A 17,261-nucleotide genomic window follows, 5' to 3' on the forward strand; every position below is an offset into this window, starting at 1 on the left:
TGCATGCGCATAAACGCTATCATCCGGTATTAGCACCGATTTCTCGATGTTATCCCAATCTACAGGGCAGGTTGCCCACGTGTTACTCACCCGTTCGCCGCTAACTTCAAAGGAGAACAAGTTCTCCCTAAAGTCCGCTCGACTTGCATGTATTAGGCACGCCGCCAGCGTTCGTCCTGAGCCAGGATCAAACTCTCCATAAAAGTTGAGTTGAATTAGCTCATATATTTCATAAAACATTGACGAGATTCCTTGTTGCTCACGCAACAATTGTCTCTTTTTCGCTTGGCTTTTGTTCAGTTTTCAAAGAGCTTGTTTGACATCGCTCTTAAGCGACTTTTAATAATATATCATAATCATCCATACACGTCAAACTTTTTTTAAAAAAACATAATAGTTTAATTCAACAATGACAAATAGAACCTCACACATTGATTCAACTCATTTAAATGAGCCAACTGAACAGATCAAACATATCTTCCTATCATTCAGAGCAGCAAACACTTCGCTTTTTCCTTTTAATATCCAATCAATCATTATCAATTAATTCAGCAATAAAAAGAGAATGATTTTGTACTAGATTAATAATTTCACCTGATGAAAGTTTAACTAGTGGTCTAGTAGGATGTTGTTCATCAAAGAAGATAATTTGCGCTTCTTCTCCATTAGAAAGTCTAACGCGATTCCCATAAGAAATATAATTAATACTTTGCATCAATGCTTGAGTGACGTTATAGTCGAACTTACCAAATTGCCCCATAGAGATTTCCTCTAAAACTTGGAAAGGAGAACGTTTCCTCCGATAGTGACGTTCAGATGTCATAGCATGATAAACATCTGCAACCGCTACAATTTGACCGAAACGGTGAATTTTATCTTCCTTTATACCTAATGGGTAACCACTACCATCATTTCGCTCATGATGCTGTAGCACGGCCAATGTTATTAAATCTGTTATACCTGTCTGTCCTTTAATCATATTATAACTATAGATAGGGTGCTTTTTTATTTCTTCATATTCATGACTATTTAACGATTCATCCTTGTGCAATAATCTCGGTGTCATTTTCGCCATTCCAATATCAGCTAAAGTACCAGCTAATCCGATTTGTACACAATCCGCATGAGGATAATGTAACTTATACGCTAAATAATAAGAAAGAATCCCAACATAAATACCATGATGATATACATAATGGTCCTTCGTGCTATAGTGATGTAAATAAACTAATTTATTATGTTCCTTTTTTACTTGTTCCAACAAAGGAAGCAGAACAGCCCTCACTTTGTATAGCTCTACTTTTTGTCCTGCTTGCCACGTTTGAAATAAAGATTCATATTTCTTTACAGCATTTAAATACATAGATACAAAATCAACTAACTCTTCATGTTTATGATCATCAATGTCGTCGGGTAAAAACCGTTCACCGTTTGACTTTATTGATTTCACATGAATGGTCTCGACCATAAAGGCTTCTAGTACTGTAAGTAATTCAACGGTAAGGGTTGTATTCTCTTTCACCAATGGTAGCTTAGTTAACCCCTCCACATCTTTACTTGTAATACAACCTGGCTCTACTTGGCTTAATTTCACTTCCATCACCCACAACCTCCCCATACAAACAGTATTCAATGAAGAACTCAACTCATTTAGTTACCATAAATAGTGTGAAAAAGGTAAAACGGAAAGGGCACTGAAAAAGTGCAAGCTAACTTTTTCCAATGCCCAATTAATTGGCACAACCTTTTTCATATGACAGAAAATGCAAATGAACTATGATTCATCGTTTTCATTATCATTTAATTCGAATTCATCTTCGATAGAATCGCTAGCGTCCTCATCATCAATATTCACACGCGCTACAGTTGCTACTTCTTCCCCTTCATTCACACGGATTAGTGTAACTCCTTGTGTGTTACGTCCGGTCACTGAGATGCCTTCCACATTCGTTCTAATCACAACACCACTTACCGTAATAATCATAACATCGTGATGATCAGAGACCACCTTCAGAGCAACGACGGAACCATTTTTCTCGGTAATATTACATGTTTTAATTCCTTTTCCTCCACGATTTTGGATACGGTACTCTTCAATCGGTGTTCTTTTTCCGTAGCCCTTTTCTGTTACGATAAGTACATCATGATCCTCTTCAACAATATCCATCCCTACAACACAATCATCGTCCCCAAGTGTAATCCCTTTTACACCTGCAGCAGTACGTCCCATTAAACGAACATCATTCTCTGGGAAGCGAATGGACATCCCTTGCTTTGTTCCAATAATGAGCTCACGACTACCATTCGTCAACCGAACACCATGTAATTCATCATGCTCTCGAAGGGTTATAGCAAAAAGCCCACCTTTACGAATGTTAGCAAAATGCGAAAGCCCTGTACGCTTAGTTACACCATGCTTTGTTGCAAAGAACAAGTATGCATCTTCAGTAAATTCCTCAATCGGTATAACTGTACTAATCGATTCACCTTGTTCGATTTGTAGCAAGTTAATAATCGGAATCCCTTTAGCCGTTCTTCCTAAATCAGGTATCTCATATCCTTTTAATCGATAGACCTTCCCTTTATTCGTGAAGAATAGAATGGTGTGATGAGAATTTGTTGTGAATAAATGCTGAACAAAATCATTATCATTCGTTCCCATTCCTTGAATTCCTTTTCCACCACGTTTTTGGTTCCGATAAGTTGAAATAGGCATACGTTTAATATAGCCTTGATGAGAAATCGTAATGACGACATTTTGACGTGGGATTAAATCTTCATCTTCGAGATGATCCTCACTCATCGAAATAATCGTTCGACGACTATCGTTATATTTTTCTTTAATTTCTGTAAGCTCTTCACGAATGATTTCAAGTACTTTTTCCTCATCCGCTAAAATAGCCTTCAGTTCAGCAATCTTGGCGATTAATTCATTATATTCATTTTCTATTTTGTCACGTTCTAAACCAGTCAGTCGCTGTAATCTCATATCTAGAATTGCTTGCGCTTGCTCATAGCTTAGGTTGAAACGCTCTATTAAGCCATTACGTGCTAATTCTGTCGTTTGAGATGAACGGATTAATTCAATAACTTCATCTAGGTGGTCTAGTGCTATACGAAGACCTTCTAAAATATGAGCACGTGCTTCAGCTTTTCTCAATTCAAAAGCAGTTCGTCTTCTAATGACAACAATTTGGTGATCGAGATAATGCTCTAAGCACTCCTTTAAATTAAGAACCTTTGGTTGTCCTTGAACAAGTGCCAATAAATTAATTCCAAAGCTAGTTTGTAGAGCTGTTTGTTTATATAAATTATTTAATAGTACATTGGCATTTACATCGCGACGCATTTCAATCACGATGCGCATACCGGTACGATCAGATTCGTCACGCAGATCTGTAATCCCATCAATTTTCTTATCCCGAACAAGCTCAGCAATTTTTTCAATTAATCGAGCTTTATTCACTTGGTATGGGATTTCTGTCACAATAATTCGTTGCTTCCCATTGTGTTCTTCAATCGATGTTTGTGCACGTAATGTGATAGACCCTTTTCCTGTTTGGTAGGCCTTTCGTATTCCCGATCGCCCTAATATCTCAGCGCCTGTTGGAAAATCAGGCCCAGGAATATGCTCCATTAAGTCTTCTATCGTTAACTCTCGATCACGTGAAAGAGCAAGTACGCCATCGATGACTTCCCCTAATTGGTGTGGAGGGATATTCGTCGCCATACCAACCGCAATTCCTGAAGCACCATTAACAAGCAAATTCGGAAAACGAGCAGGTAGAACGATAGGTTCTCGTTCTGAACCATCATAGTTATCTTGATAATCAATCGTATCCTTATTAATGTCTCGAACAAGCTCCATTGAAATCTTGGACATTTTTGCTTCCGTATAACGCATGGCAGCCGCTGAATCACCATCAACTGAACCAAAGTTTCCATGACCATCAACTAGCATATAACGATAGCTAAAATCCTGTGCCATCCTAACCATTGTTTCATATACAGCTGAATCACCATGAGGGTGGTACTTACCAATGACTTCTCCGACAATACGTGCTGATTTTTTATATGCTTTGTCTGGAGTCATTCCAAGCTCATTCATCGCATATAGAATACGACGATGAACCGGTTTTAATCCATCTCTTGCATCGGGTAAAGCACGACTCACAATAACGCTCATCGCGTAATCCATAAACGATGCTTTCATTTCCTGACTTATGTTACGTTCTTTAACTCTAGATTGATCTTGCTCAGCCATTAATTATAAACCTCCATCTTAAAGCCTAAATATCAAGATTTTCAACATATTGAGCATTTTCTTGAATGAAGTCCCGACGAGGCTCAACTCGATCTCCCATAAGCACTTCAAATATTTCATCGGCTTTCATCGCATCTTCTAATGTTACTTGTAATACCGTTCGGTGTTCAGGGTCCATTGTTGTTTCCCATAATTGAGTAGGATTCATCTCTCCTAGACCTTTATAGCGCTGAATTCCAACTTTGCTCTTATCTGTCAAGTCCTTTAATGCTTCGTCTAGCTCTTTATCACTGTATACGTAAGATACTTCACGCCCTTTTGCTAGCTTATATAATGGCGGTTGGGCAATATATATATAACCTCTTTCAATTAACGGTCTCATATATCGATAGAAGAATGTCAATATCAACGTCCGAATATGAGCACCATCAACATCAGCATCTGTCATAATAATAATCTTATGATAACGTGCTTTTTCAATATCAAAATCATCACCAATGCCTGTTCCAAATGCCGTAATCATTGCACGAATCTCATTATTAGCTAAGATCTTATCTAATCGTGCTTTTTCAACATTGATAATTTTACCTCTTAGCGGAAGAATCGCTTGGAAATGACGGTCACGACCTTGTTTAGCAGAACCACCTGCAGAATCACCCTCAACGATATAAATTTCACTAATGGATGCATCCTTCGATGAACAATCAGCTAATTTACCTGGTAAGGAGCTTACTTCCAGCGCACTCTTTCTCCTCGTTAGCTCTCTTGCTTTCTTCGCTGCTTCTCGCGCTCGCGAGGCCATAAGTCCTTTCTCAACAATCCGCTTCGCTACTTGAGGATTTTCAACGAGGAAACGCGAAAAGCGTTCGCTAAATAATGAATCAGTAATCGTACGAGCTTCACTATTACCTAGCTTTGTCTTCGTTTGCCCTTCAAATTGAGGGTCAGGGATTTTCACAGAGATAATCGCTGTTAATCCTTCACGAACATCCTCACCTGTTAAATTAGGATCTGCCTCTTTAAATAGATTATTTTTACGTGCATAATCATTGATCACTCGTGTTAAACCAGTCTTAAAGCCCGATTCATGTGTTCCACCTTCATGAGTATTAATATTGTTAGCAAAAGAATAGATGTTACTAGCAAAGCTATCATTGTATTGGACAGCTACTTCAACCGTGATCCCATCTTTTTCTCCTTCAATATGAATCGGCTCTTCATGAAGTACTTCTCGTTTACGATTTAAATGCTCGACAAATGATGCGATTCCACCTTCATAGAAGTAGGTGCTACGATTACCTTCTTCTTCTCTTAAATCTTCAATATGAATGGTCAAGCCTTTATTTAAGAATGCTAATTCTCTTAATCGAGTTGCTAGGATTTCGTATTCATAAGCAATCGTCTCTTGGAAAATTTCTGGGTCTGGTTTAAATTGGATGATCGTTCCAGTTTTATCTGTTTCACCGACGACCTTCAAATCTGCTGAAGGAACTCCTCGTTCATACTTCTGATAATAAACTTGTCCATCGCGATGGACATTCACTTCTAAAGACGTCGATAATGCATTTACAACTGATGCACCTACACCATGTAAACCACCGGACACTTTATAGCCGCCGCCGCCAAATTTACCCCCTGCATGGAGTACGGTCAGAATGACTTCAACAGCAGGTCGACCCATTTTCTCATGAATCCCAACAGGAATCCCTCGTCCATTATCTTCAACGCGAATACTATTATCTGCTTCAATCGAAACGGTAATTGTATTACAATGACCAGCCATCGCTTCATCTATACTATTATCAACAATTTCCCAAACTAAATGGTGTAAGCCACGAGAGCTCGTTGAACCAATATACATTCCTGGACGTTTTCGAACAGCTTCAAGACCTTCTAGTACTTGAATTTGACTTTCATCATATGATTGTTGTCCTGTCACTTCATTCACCCTCATTCTCATTGATCAAATGCACTTTTTATTTTACGAATCTACCTCTTCTTTATCTAATTGTATCTCCATATGACCTTGCGCTCTTCGGTTAAGAGTTAACGATGAAACAGGGGAGTAGTAGATTTCTTTATTTGTTAAGACTATTGATTTAATATAATCAGAAGATATAACTGTTGTCTGTTTCGACTTCTGCTCTCGCTTTAAGAAATCTGCTGTTATAGCTTGTTCCTTCGCATCATGGTTCAATATGGCAATAATCTCCTTTGAGCGGACCATAATATCTCCGCCTAAATGGATAAACATCCTCTCACCGCCTCTGATTTATCGTTCCTTCTACTACATCATATACGACCGAATCTGATAATATTGCATCATCTATTCCATCAATGTTCGTTGTCGTGACAAATGTTTGAACCCTTTTGCGTATCGTTTGTAATAAATGCGATTGTCTATAATCATCCAATTCTGATAACACATCATCTAAGAGCAAAATAGGATATTCACCAATTTCTGAATAAATTAACTCAATTTCAGCTAATTTAATTGCTAGAGCTGTTGTTCGCTGTTGTCCTTGCGAGCCAAACGTTTGAATGTTGCGTCCATTCACAAAAAAGCCGAGGTCATCTCGATGCGGCCCAAACAGAGTAACCCCTCTACGTATTTCTTGTTCTTTTTTCTCTTTATACGTCGCATGAAATTCTTCTTTTAGTTTCGACAAATCCATGTTATCTAATACGTTTGACGAAGGAAGGTAGCGAATTTCTAACTGTTCTTTCCCTCTACTAATATCATGATGGATTGATTCTGCCCATTCTTGTAATTGCTTCACAAAAGCAAATCGCCGATACGTCACCTCTGCAGCTAACACAATCAATTGCTCTGTTAACACTTCTAGCATTTCCTTCGAACCAGCTTGAGCTTGCAACGATTTTAACAAATGATTACGTTGAACTAACACCTTATGGTAGAGAGCAAGATGATGAAGGTACACTTGACTAATTTGTCCTAGCTCCATGTCAAGGAATTTCCTTCTTACTTGAGGACTGCCTTTTACTAAGTTTAAGTCTTCAGGGGCAAACATCACAACATTAGCTGCTCCGATGTATTCACTTAGCTTTTTTTGCTCTAAGCCATTTATTTTGCTTTTCTTACCTTTATTAGACAAAATGATTTCCAAGCTCATTGGACCATTTCGCTTTTTAAAATGTCCTTCAATTCTCGCAAATTCCTCATCCCATGCTATCAATTCTTTATCCTTTGAAGTCCGATGAGATTTGGCTAATGCTAATACATAGATCGCTTCTAATACATTGGTTTTCCCTTGAGCATTCTCACCAATAAAAATAGTAATAGACGGATCAAAATTCAATTCTACCCGTTGATAATTACGGTATTGACGAATAGTAAGGCTGGTTATTTCCAAAAGGGATTCCCCCTAATTTGCAGTAATTTCAACTCGTGATCCATCCCCTAATATAATTTCATCACCAGGAACAAGCTTCTTCCCACGACGATTTTCTTCTTCACCATTCACATAGACTGCATATTCTGATAAATACCATTTAGCCATACCGCCTGTATCAATGACCCCTATTTCTTTTAAGGCTTGTCCTAATGTTATGTAAGCTGTTGAAATGACGATTTTTCCCATATGATCACATCTTTCTCTTCTAGATAGAGGGTAGAAGCTCACCTTACTTTAGCAAAGCAAGACAGCAAATCATGTGAAGTGAAATGCTGTCTTGTACTAAACGTTACATTTATCTTTCTTACTATTGTACTAAACCTCGCACAGATAGCCAAGTCCTTTTATTAGCTTTGATTATGAACTCTCTTTAATACGTTCGAACCGGAGAAAATAAATGTAAATAATGATCTTCATCAACAGGGCGAATGACAAAAGGGCTCATAGCTCCTGTAAATGTTATAAGAATATCTTCACTATCAATAACCTTTAATGCATCGATAATGTTTTTTCCATTAAAGGATATTCTCATCTCTTCTCCTGTTATTTCAGTAGATTGTACACGTTCTACTACTTTTCCTATTTCGGGTGAAATGGATGAAATTTCAATCTCGTTATCTTCAATTGTTTTAAGTGTTACTACATTATTTTTCCCCTCTCTCGATAGCAAGAGAGCACGTTCAAGAGTATGCAAAAACGGTTTTGTTTTCAACGTAATAGACGTTTTTGATTGGTTAGGAATCATCCCTTTTGTCACAGGGTATTTCCCTTCAAGCAATCGAGAGAAAAAGAGCATATGCTTAATTTTAAATAGAATTTGACTCTCAGTCACGACAAATTCTATATATTCATTGGAGTCGTCTATAATTTTATTTAATTCATTTAAGCTTCGACCAGGGATGACTACATTGGTTAGTTGCAACGATTGATCATTTATTTCAATTGTTGCCTTTCTTTGAGCCAACCTATGACTATCTGTTGCAGTACAGAGTAGTACACCTTCTTCCAGCTCTAAGTTTACACCTGTCAATACCGGACGTGTTTCCTGGGTGGACACTGCGAAAACGATTTGTCGAATAATGTTTTTAAACATGTTTTGTGGTAATTTAAAAACTTGATCCTCTTGAATTTGAGGAAGTCTTGGGTATTCTTCAGGATCTAATCCATTTAAATTAAAAACCGAAGATGCAGAACGAATTGTTGCCGTTAATGAATCTTGAATTTGAATTTCAACTTCATCACCAGGTAACTTTTTAATAATTTCCGCAAAAAATTTCGCTTGCAATACGATACTTCCTTGTTCTTCAATACGAACAATTTCACTTCCTTCTTCTTCTTTAGGGATAAATGTTTCAATTGTAATGTCCGAATCGCTCCCAGTTAAAGTAATTCCATCATGCTTAGCTACAATTTTTATTCCAGTTAAAATAGGCATTGTTGTTCTTGATGAAACAGCTTTTGCGACATGCTGAACATCATGAACAAAACGATCACGATTAATGAAAAAACGCATAATAAATAAACTCCTTATATATATAATATTTTTTTAAAAAAAGTAGAAGTACTAGTAATAGGCGCTGTTAGTTTGTGGATAAGTAGCAAATACATACGAAAAACTAGCCTATCCACATGTGGGTAAAATGTTGATAGGCGGATTTTGTTATACACAATGTTAACAGCTATGGATTTCTTAGTAGATCAATTAACTCTTGAACTTTTGTTTGTAGCTCTTGGTCTGAATCGAGCAAGTTCGTGATTTTCTCATGAGCATGGATAACAGTCGTATGATCACGTCCACCAAATTCACTTCCGATTTTAGGTAATGAAGAATCGGTCAATTCACGAGAAAGGTACATGGCAATTTGACGAGGAAAAGCGACAGATTTTGTTCGTTTTTTTGCTTTAAAATCCTCTAATTTGACATTGTAATGCTCTCCTACTAATCGTTGGATATCGGTAATGGTCAGAATTCTAGGCTTTGAATTTGGAATAATATCTTTCAATGCTTCTGCTGCTAAATCTGCATTCATATCCTGATTAATTAGGGAAGAATATGCAACAACTCGAATAAGAGCTCCTTCTAATTCTCGAATATTCGTGTCTATTTGATTAGCAATATACAGCATGACTTCATTCGGGATATCAAGGTTTTCGGCCTTCGCTTTTTTACGTAATATAGCAATACGCGTTTCAAGGTCTGGTGGTGTAATATCTGTAATGAGTCCCCATTCAAATCGGGAACGCAATCGATCTTCTAATGTCGGAATTTCCTTTGGTGGTCGATCACTCGAAATGACAATTTGCTTTGATTCCTCGTGCAGTGCATTAAAAGTGTGGAAAAATTCTTCTTGAGTTTGTTCTTTTCCTGCTAGAAATTGAATATCATCAATTAATAGAACGTCTACATTGCGATATTTATTACGAAAGTGAACAGCTTTATTATCTCGAATCGAATTAATAAATTCATTTGTAAATTTCTCTGAAGACAAATAGACAACTTTTGCGTTTGGATTGTGGTCAATAACGTAATGCCCAATAGCATGCATTAAATGTGTTTTCCCTAAGCCGACGCCTCCGTAAATAAAAAGTGGATTATAAGCTTTAGCGGGCGCTTCTGCTACCGCTAATGAAGCGGCATGAGCGAAACGATTGCCTGATCCAATAACGAAAGTGTTAAACGAATATTTATCATTCAACATCGTTTTCGCTGCAGCTGGAGATGATTCGTTTTCCTCAACCTTATTTTTCTTTTTAGGTGTCGGTTCTGAGACGAACTCTTCATTTGAATCATGCTGCGGAATGACGAATTTCGGAATAAGCCTTGTTCCAGTAATATCTTCAATCGTATCTGATGTAAGCTCAGCATAATGATCTTCTAACCAATCTCGAGCAAATTCATTTGGTGCTGTGATGATAATCATTTCTTCATGAATATCATTTGCTTTTGTTTGTTTCAACCAAGTTTCGAAGCTTGGTTTACTAACTTTCTTTTCGATTTCTGCAAGAGCTTTATCCCACAAATCATGAATATTCTCCAAAAACTTACCCTCCTAACTAAAAAATGATCAATTCAAGAGACAAAAAAATGTCGTGCAAAGCATAGATTAGAAAAATGAATAATTATGCATACACAACGATATTCACGGTTTATAATAATATAGTAGAAAAACGTCTAAAGAAGGATTCTGAACAACCTGTGGACAAGTTATATTGACAACAGATAGAAGATGTCCACAATGTTACCCACAACCTGTGGATATATCGAAGTGGTTGTTGCATTATCCACGAGTGAAAACATAATAATCATAGCAAAAAAAAGTCATACGATCAATGGTTTGTTCAATCTATCCACAAATAACTGTATATAGTAGCAGGGCACTATCCACAACACTATATATGTGAATTTCTTGTTTATAAGGATGGTGATAATGATAAAACCCAAAAAAAGATTATCCACAGGTGGAAAACGATTGAAGTAATTGGATGATGTTACGGGAAACTACAACCTGTTCTGAAGTAGATTTGATTAGAGAGGTTAAAAGAATAAGGCTATTTAAATTGAAGAAGTTATTGAAGGATAGTCAAACGAGATGTAAAGAGGGCATGGCTAAGATCGTGAAGGAGGAGGACACTATAGTCCTGTGAAACGAATAAATGGGAATCTGTTTGTTAAAGTAAATGAGTGTAAAAGATGATACAGCATATAGATAGTGAAGAGGGTTTAAATTATAACCTTGACAACACCCTACTCCTTTCCTTATAATTTACAAGAATGTCTAAGGAATAGTTTAATCCTCAGGGAGGTGTAATAAATGGGAAAACCAACGTTTCAACCTAATAATAGAAAGCGTAAGAAGGTACATGGATTTCGTACGCGTATGAGTACAAAGAACGGCCGTAAGGTGATAGCTCGTCGTCGTCGTAAAGGAAGAAAAGTATTATCTGCATAGGCCACTGTTAACAGTGGTCTTTTTCTAAATAGTAAGAAGAGTTAAATAAGGAGGACGTTCATATTGAGAAGTGAACAGCGGATAAAAAAGAGTCAAGAATTTTCAATTGTATTTAAAAAAGGTCAATCCGTTGCGAACCGTCAATTTGTCCTCTATATACTATCGAAGGAGGATCAGCCGTTTTTTAGGTTAGGTCTTTCAGTAAGTAAAAAAGTAGGTAATGCGGTTACTCGGAATCGAATTAAACGTTATATACGTGAATGCTTTCGCATAGAGCAAGATCAGATTAAAGATTGTTTTGATTTTATTGTGATTGCGAGGCAACCGACTGCGAAGATGAGTTTTCATGAAGTTGAGAAAAGTTTAATGCACGTTTTAAGAAAAGCGAAAGTACTACATAAGTATCACTCATCTAAGAAGAGTAGTAGGCTCGTTTGACGATAGATGGTTTAAATGTTCAGAGAAACAAGGAGGAACTTACGTGATTAAGAAGTTTGGATTGGTTGCGATGATTATAGGGCTGCTTCTTGTCATGACCGGCTGTTTTAACATCGAAGAACCAATTAATAGTAGTAGTGAGGGATTTTGGGATTCGTATTTTGTTTATCCGTTATCGTGGGTCATTCTTTTTGTAGCGGATATTTTTGGAGAGCAATCAGGTCATGGTTGGGCGATTGTCATCGTAACGATTCTTTTACGTATTTTAATATTGCCATTAATGATTAAACAAACGAAAAGCGCTAAGGCGATGCAAGCTGTACAGCCTGAAATGGCAAAGCTTCGAGAGAAATACAGTGCGAAAGACCAAAAGACACAACAACAATTACAACAAGAAATGATGCAGTTATTCCAGCAAAAAGGAGTAAATCCTCTGGCTGGTTGTTTGCCGCTCTTTATACAAATGCCGATTTTACTTGCGTTCTATCATGCGATTATGCGTACGGAAGAAATTGGTGGACATGAGTTTATGTGGTTTGCGTTAGATGCGCCAGATCCATTTTTCATCTTACCTGTTGTGGCTGGAATCACAACATTTGTTCAACAAAAGATGATGATGGTGACAGATAATCCACAAATGAAAATGCTTCTATATATTATGCCGGTTATGATTTTTGTGTTTGCGATTTTCTTCCCGACAGCATTAACGTTATACTGGGTAGTAGGTAACCTCTTTATGATAGCACAAACATACTTCATTACGGGCCCAAATGTTGGTAAGGATAAAACAGCTGAAGCGACAGGAGGCAAAAAGAAGTGAAACGTGTGACGGTTTCAGGGAAAACGATTGAAGATGCGATTGCAAAGGCGGTAGTTGAATTACAAACGACACAAGAGAAAGTAGACTATAACGTTGTGGAGCAGCCACAAAAGGGTCTTTTTGGATTGTTTGGTTCGAAACCAGCTGTTGTGGATGTATTTGTATTACCTGATCCGATTGAGAAAGCTCATTCCTTTTTACAGGGCACGTTAGATCATCTAGGTATAGAGGCAACGATTGAGAAGGAAGAAACGGATCGTGCGTTGCGTTTTAACCTTTCTGCTAATGAAGGAACGGGACGAATTATCGGCAAAAGGGGACAAACATTAGAGTCGCTTGAATTCTTAACGAACCTTGTTGCAAATCGTGAAGCGGACGCATACACACGGATTGAATTAGATGCGGAGAATTATCGTCAAAGACGACAAGTGGTGCTTGAAAATCTAGCTCTTAAGTTGGCGAAGAAGGCGAAAATGACGCGACAGAAAGTCTCATTAGAGCCTATGAATGCTGCTGAGAGGAAAATGATTCATTCCACACTACAATCCTATGACGGAATTGAGACAGTCTCTGAAGGGAAAGGGATTAATCGCCACATTGTGATTTTACCGAAAGGAAACAAATTCTCTTCTTCACTTTAAAAGTGTTGGTTCTATATTTAGAAGTTTATGTAGAAGAGGCTGGGACATAACTAAAGTGTCTATATGGAAACCCGAACAAAAGATGAACGTAGCGGATGAAATATACGTAGACTCCTGCGGGATGAAAAGCCAAGGGTGAGACCCCGCAGTGCGAAGCACGAGGAGGCTCACCGGCTTCCCGCGGAAAGCGAAGTATATTTCAGGAGCGGTTTACGTCCTCCATCTATCATTGTTCGGCTTTTCTTTTAGTTAAACCACTTTTGTCCCAGCCTCTTCCTTTCGTGAAGGGCACCAAAAAAGTTAAAAACCAAACTTTTTCAGTGCCCTTTTCGTGTAAGTAGGGTACTCTAACAAGCATTCAATACAAATTAATGGGGAAAAATAGTACAATGATCATATTGTCGGAGGTGATCAGAGTGGAAATGGATACAATCGCGGCGATTTCTACAGCTCTTGGTGAAGGGGCAATTGGGATTGTGCGTTTAAGTGGTGAAGATGCGATAGCGATAGCTAATCAAATGTATAATGGAAAGCAATCACTCGAACAAGTGGAGTCTCATACGATCGTATACGGCTTTATTGAAGATCCGCGTACGAAGGAACGAATAGAAGAAGCAATGGTTACGGTAATGCGAGCACCAAAGACATTTACGTGTGAAGATGTTATCGAAATTAATTGTCATGGCGGAATTATGTCAGTGAATCGTGTTCTACAGCTTGCATTAAGACTTGGCGCACGTTTAGCCGAGCCTGGTGAATTTACGAAACGAGCCTTTTTAAATGGGCGGATTGATCTTTCGCAAGCAGAAGCCGTAATGGATTTGATTCGTGCCAAAACAGATCGCGCTATGGATGTCGCTCTCCATCAAGTAGAAGGAAGATTGTCAAAGCATATTCAAGCATTACGGCAAGCGTTGCTTGAAACGGTTGCTCACGTGGAAGTGAATATTGATTATCCTGAATATGATGCTGAAGAGATGACTCATGATTTATTGCGTGAGAAAGCAGATTATGTCAAAAAGGAAATAAATAAATTGTTAGTCACAGCTTCACAAGGTAAAGTATTAAGAGAAGGGATTTCTACAGCGATTATTGGAAGACCGAACGTAGGCAAGTCGTCGTTAATGAATAGTCTTGTTCATGATAGCAAGGCAATCGTCACAGATATTCCTGGGACGACAAGAGATGTGATTGAAGAATATGTGAATGTTCGTGGTGTGCCGTTACGGTTAATTGATACAGCTGGAATTCGGGAAACAGAAGATATTGTTGAACGAATCGGAGTGGAACGATCGCGCCAAGTGTTGAAAGAGGCCGATCTTATCTTACTCGTGTTAAATTATGGAGAAGAGCTTTCGGAAGAAGATGTCGCTCTTTTTGAAGCGGCTCGTAACATGAATGTGATTGTCATAGTAAATAAGACGGATATTGAGCAGAAGATAGATCTTACTGAAGTGAAGCGATTGGCTGATGGGAGACCTGTTATGACAACATCGCTTCTACGTGATAAAGGAATTGAAGAGCTAGAAGAAGCGATTGCGTCTTTGTTCTTTGAAGGGAATATTGATCAAAATGATATGACGTATGTCTCGAATTCTCGTCATATTGCTTTATTAGAGCAAGCAAAGGGAACGATTGAAGATGCACTAGGAGCGATCGAGATGGATGTACCGATTGACCTAGTTCAAATCGATATTACTCGAGCATGGGAGCTATTGGGAGAAATCATCGGTGACAGTGTACAGGAAAGTTTAATTGATCAGTTATTTGCCCAGTTTTGTTTAGGAAAATAAATAATGAAAAAGGAGGTTCCTATCATGAATTACGAAGCTGGTGAGTTTGATGTGATTGTTATTGGGGCAGGTCATGCTGGCGTTGAAGCAGGGTTAGCTGCTGCACGTATGGGAGCCAATACGTTAATGTTAACATTGAATTTAGATGCAGTTGCGTATATGCCATGTAACCCATCAGTTGGTGGCCCAGCAAAAGGAATTGTTGTTCGCGAAATTGATGCACTTGGCGGTGAAATGGCACGAAATATTGATAAAACTCATATTCAAATGAGAATGTTAAATACAGGTAAAGGCCCTGCTGTTCGAGCCTTACGTGCGCAAGCGGATAAATTTATGTATCAGCACGAGATGAAGAAAACAATTGAAGAAACGGAAAATTTACTATTAAGACAAGGTATGGTAGATGAGTTAATCGTTGAAGATGGTGTGTGTCAAGGAGTTGTAACGAATACAGGGGCTAAATACCGCTCGAAAACAGTCGTTGTGACGACTGGAACTTATTTAAGAGGAAAGATTATTTTAGGTGAATTATCATATGAGAGTGGTCCGAATAACATGAAGGCTTCTGTCAAGCTGGCTGACCACTTGAAGGAACTCGGGTTTGATATTGTCAGATTTAAAACAGGAACTCCACCACGAGTCAATGCGAGTACGATTGATTATTCGCAAACAGAAATTCAACCAGGTGATGAGAAGCCACGGGCATTTTCATTTGAAACAGTTAAGTATATTACCGATCAACTTCCTTGCTGGCTAACGTATACAGGTCAAGAGACACATGAACTAATCACGAATAATTTAAATCGTTCACCGATGTATTCTGGGAAGATTGAAGGAACGGGACCTCGTTATTGTCCATCGATTGAAGATAAAATTGTGCGATTTAACGATAAGCCTCGTCATCAAATTTTCTTAGAGCCAGAAGGGCGTAATACGTCTGAAGTGTATGTTCAAGGGTTATCAACGAGTTTACCTGAAGAGGTGCAGCTACAAATTTTAAAATCGATACCTGGATTGCAAAATGTTCGGATGATGCGTCCTGGTTATGCCATCGAGTATGATGCCATTGTACCGACTCAATTATGGCCAACGCTGGAAACGAAACGGCTTGAAGGTTTATTTACCGCAGGGCAAATTAACGGGACTTCTGGCTATGAAGAAGCTGCTGGTCAAGGGTTAATGGCTGGGATTAATGCTGCTCGAAAAGCATTAGGTGAAGAGAGTCTCGTGCTTGATCGTTCAGATGCATATATTGGCGTTCTCATTGATGATTTAATAACGAAGGGGACGAATGAGCCGTATCGTTTACTTACTTCTAGAGCAGAATACCGTCTATTATTACGTCATGATAATGCCGATTTAAGGTTGACAGAAATTGGATATAACATTGGTCTTATAAAAGAAGAACGCTATTTGCGATTTATTGATAAAAAAGAAAAAATTAGACAGGAAACGAAACGATTAGACAAAATCATAGTTAAGCCTAATGAGCGAGTAGCAAGCATGTTAGAAGAGGTTGGTTCAGCGCCATTACAAGAAGCGGTAAAAGCAACGATGCTACTAAAACGACCAGAGGTGACGTATGAAGATGTAGCGAAAGTTATTGAAGGTCCTGAAGTTGAAGTAGATGAAGATGTAGCGGAGCAAGTTGAAATTCAAGTGAAATATGAAGGTTACATTGAAAAGCAGCTTCAGCAAGTCGAACGCTCTCGCAAAATGGAAAATAAGAAAATTCCAGAAAATCTTGATTATTTTTCAATTAATGGTTTAGCGACGGAGGCGAGACAGAAGCTTAGCCAAGTACGACCGCTTTCTGTAGGCCAAGCTTCGCGCGTTTCGGGAGTGAATCCAGCTGATATTTCCATTTTACTTGTTTATTTAGAACAAGGTAGATTAGCTAAAATCAAATAATGTTATAAGAAAAGTGTGGAGATTTGAT

Annotated in this window: 14 protein-coding genes and 1 rRNA gene; 6 read left to right on the forward strand and 9 right to left on the reverse strand. The window is 38.2% G+C overall.

The window, feature by feature from the left end:
• The 9 genes from MW695_RS00005 to dnaA all read right to left on the reverse strand — a co-directional run.
• Positions 1 to 203 (reverse strand): 16S ribosomal RNA (locus MW695_RS00005); the annotation flags it as partial.
• Positions 204 to 529: 326 nt separating this feature from the next.
• Positions 530 to 1,600 carry an HD-GYP domain-containing protein gene (locus tag MW695_RS00010; protein WP_247101350.1) on the reverse strand — a complete coding sequence of 357 codons (1,071 nt, stop codon included), beginning with the start codon at positions 1,598 to 1,600 and terminating at the stop codon, positions 530 to 532.
• Positions 1,601 to 1,774: 174 nt separating this feature from the next.
• Positions 1,775 to 4,264 (reverse strand): DNA gyrase subunit A, encoded by a 2,490-nt coding sequence (gene gyrA / locus MW695_RS00015; RefSeq protein WP_247101351.1) that lies wholly within the window; start codon positions 4,262 to 4,264, stop codon positions 1,775 to 1,777.
• A 25-nt stretch (positions 4,265 to 4,289) separates the two neighbouring features.
• Complete coding sequence (gene gyrB / locus MW695_RS00020; RefSeq protein WP_247103021.1) at positions 4,290 to 6,218, reverse strand: DNA topoisomerase (ATP-hydrolyzing) subunit B; 1,929 nt, start codon at positions 6,216 to 6,218, stop codon at positions 4,290 to 4,292.
• Between the two features lie 27 nt (positions 6,219 to 6,245).
• Positions 6,246 to 6,518, reverse strand: a complete 273-nt coding sequence (gene remB / locus MW695_RS00025) for an extracellular matrix regulator RemB (protein WP_247101352.1) — start codon at positions 6,516 to 6,518, stop codon at positions 6,246 to 6,248.
• A 4-nt stretch (positions 6,519 to 6,522) separates the two neighbouring features.
• Positions 6,523 to 7,638: a DNA replication/repair protein RecF gene (gene recF, locus MW695_RS00030; RefSeq protein WP_247101355.1), complete on the reverse strand. Its 1,116-nt coding sequence runs from the start codon at positions 7,636 to 7,638 to the stop codon at positions 6,523 to 6,525.
• Between the two features lie 12 nt (positions 7,639 to 7,650).
• Positions 7,651 to 7,866, reverse strand: a complete 216-nt coding sequence (gene yaaA / locus MW695_RS00035; protein WP_247101359.1) for a S4 domain-containing protein YaaA — start codon at positions 7,864 to 7,866, stop codon at positions 7,651 to 7,653.
• Positions 7,867 to 8,050: 184 nt separating this feature from the next.
• Positions 8,051 to 9,193, reverse strand: coding sequence for a DNA polymerase III subunit beta (gene dnaN / locus MW695_RS00040; RefSeq protein WP_247101361.1), 1,143 nt, complete (start codon positions 9,191 to 9,193; stop codon positions 8,051 to 8,053).
• Between the two features lie 166 nt (positions 9,194 to 9,359).
• Positions 9,360 to 10,718, reverse strand: a complete 1,359-nt coding sequence (gene dnaA / locus MW695_RS00045) for a chromosomal replication initiator protein DnaA (protein ID WP_247101362.1) — start codon at positions 10,716 to 10,718, stop codon at positions 9,360 to 9,362.
• A gap of 774 nt (positions 10,719 to 11,492) precedes the next feature.
• On the opposite strand from dnaA, the gene rpmH reads away from it, so the two are divergent.
• From rpmH to mnmG, 6 genes are all read left to right on the forward strand, one after another.
• Positions 11,493 to 11,630 carry a 50S ribosomal protein L34 gene (gene rpmH, locus MW695_RS00050; RefSeq protein WP_247101364.1) on the forward strand — a complete coding sequence of 46 codons (138 nt, stop codon included), beginning with the start codon at positions 11,493 to 11,495 and terminating at the stop codon, positions 11,628 to 11,630.
• 63 nt (positions 11,631 to 11,693) lie between these two features.
• On the forward strand, positions 11,694 to 12,068 hold the full coding sequence (rnpA, locus tag MW695_RS00055) for a ribonuclease P protein component (protein WP_247101366.1): 375 nt from the start codon (positions 11,694 to 11,696) through the stop codon (positions 12,066 to 12,068).
• A gap of 43 nt (positions 12,069 to 12,111) precedes the next feature.
• Positions 12,112 to 12,888 carry a YidC family membrane integrase SpoIIIJ gene (gene spoIIIJ, locus MW695_RS00060; RefSeq protein WP_247101368.1) on the forward strand — a complete coding sequence of 259 codons (777 nt, stop codon included), beginning with the start codon at positions 12,112 to 12,114 and terminating at the stop codon, positions 12,886 to 12,888.
• Positions 12,885 to 13,529 carry an RNA-binding cell elongation regulator Jag/EloR gene (gene jag / locus MW695_RS22605; protein ID WP_247101370.1) on the forward strand — a complete coding sequence of 215 codons (645 nt, stop codon included), beginning with the start codon at positions 12,885 to 12,887 and terminating at the stop codon, positions 13,527 to 13,529. The genes spoIIIJ and jag overlap by 4 nt, the downstream gene beginning before the upstream one ends.
• Positions 13,530 to 13,951: 422 nt before the next feature.
• A complete protein-coding gene (gene mnmE / locus MW695_RS00070) occupies positions 13,952 to 15,322 on the forward strand; it encodes a tRNA uridine-5-carboxymethylaminomethyl(34) synthesis GTPase MnmE (RefSeq protein ID WP_247103029.1) in 1,371 nt (456 codons plus the stop codon).
• Positions 15,323 to 15,346: 24 nt separating this feature from the next.
• Positions 15,347 to 17,233, forward strand: a complete 1,887-nt coding sequence (gene mnmG / locus MW695_RS00075) for a tRNA uridine-5-carboxymethylaminomethyl(34) synthesis enzyme MnmG (protein ID WP_247101371.1) — start codon at positions 15,347 to 15,349, stop codon at positions 17,231 to 17,233.
• Positions 17,234 to 17,261: the final 28 nt, after the last annotated feature.

The organism is Halalkalibacter sp. APA_J-10(15) (genome assembly GCF_023017105.1).
In the GTDB taxonomy this organism is placed as follows: domain Bacteria; phylum Bacillota; class Bacilli; order Bacillales; family Bacillaceae_D; genus Halalkalibacter.

Bases quoted from the DNA above. Each gene is read 5' to 3' on its own strand.
- MW695_RS00010 (WP_247101350.1), bottom strand. From the start codon at position 1,600: ATGGAAGTGAAATTAAGCCAAGTAGAGCCAGGTTGTATTACAAGTAAA.
- gyrA (WP_247101351.1), bottom strand. From the start codon at position 4,264: ATGGCTGAGCAAGATCAATCTAGAGTTAAAGAACGTAACATAAGTCAG.
- gyrB (WP_247103021.1), bottom strand. From the start codon at position 6,218: ATGAGGGTGAATGAAGTGACAGGACAACAATCATATGATGAAAGTCAA.
- remB (WP_247101352.1), bottom strand. From the start codon at position 6,518: ATGTTTATCCATTTAGGCGGAGATATTATGGTCCGCTCAAAGGAGATT.
- yaaA (WP_247101359.1), bottom strand. From the start codon at position 7,866: ATGGGAAAAATCGTCATTTCAACAGCTTACATAACATTAGGACAAGCC.
- dnaN (WP_247101361.1), bottom strand. From the start codon at position 9,193: ATGCGTTTTTTCATTAATCGTGATCGTTTTGTTCATGATGTTCAGCAT.
- rpmH (WP_247101364.1), top strand. From the start codon at position 11,493: ATGGGAAAACCAACGTTTCAACCTAATAATAGAAAGCGTAAGAAGGTA.
- mnmE (WP_247103029.1), top strand. From the start codon at position 13,952: ATGGATACAATCGCGGCGATTTCTACAGCTCTTGGTGAAGGGGCAATT.
- mnmG (WP_247101371.1), top strand. From the start codon at position 15,347: ATGAATTACGAAGCTGGTGAGTTTGATGTGATTGTTATTGGGGCAGGT.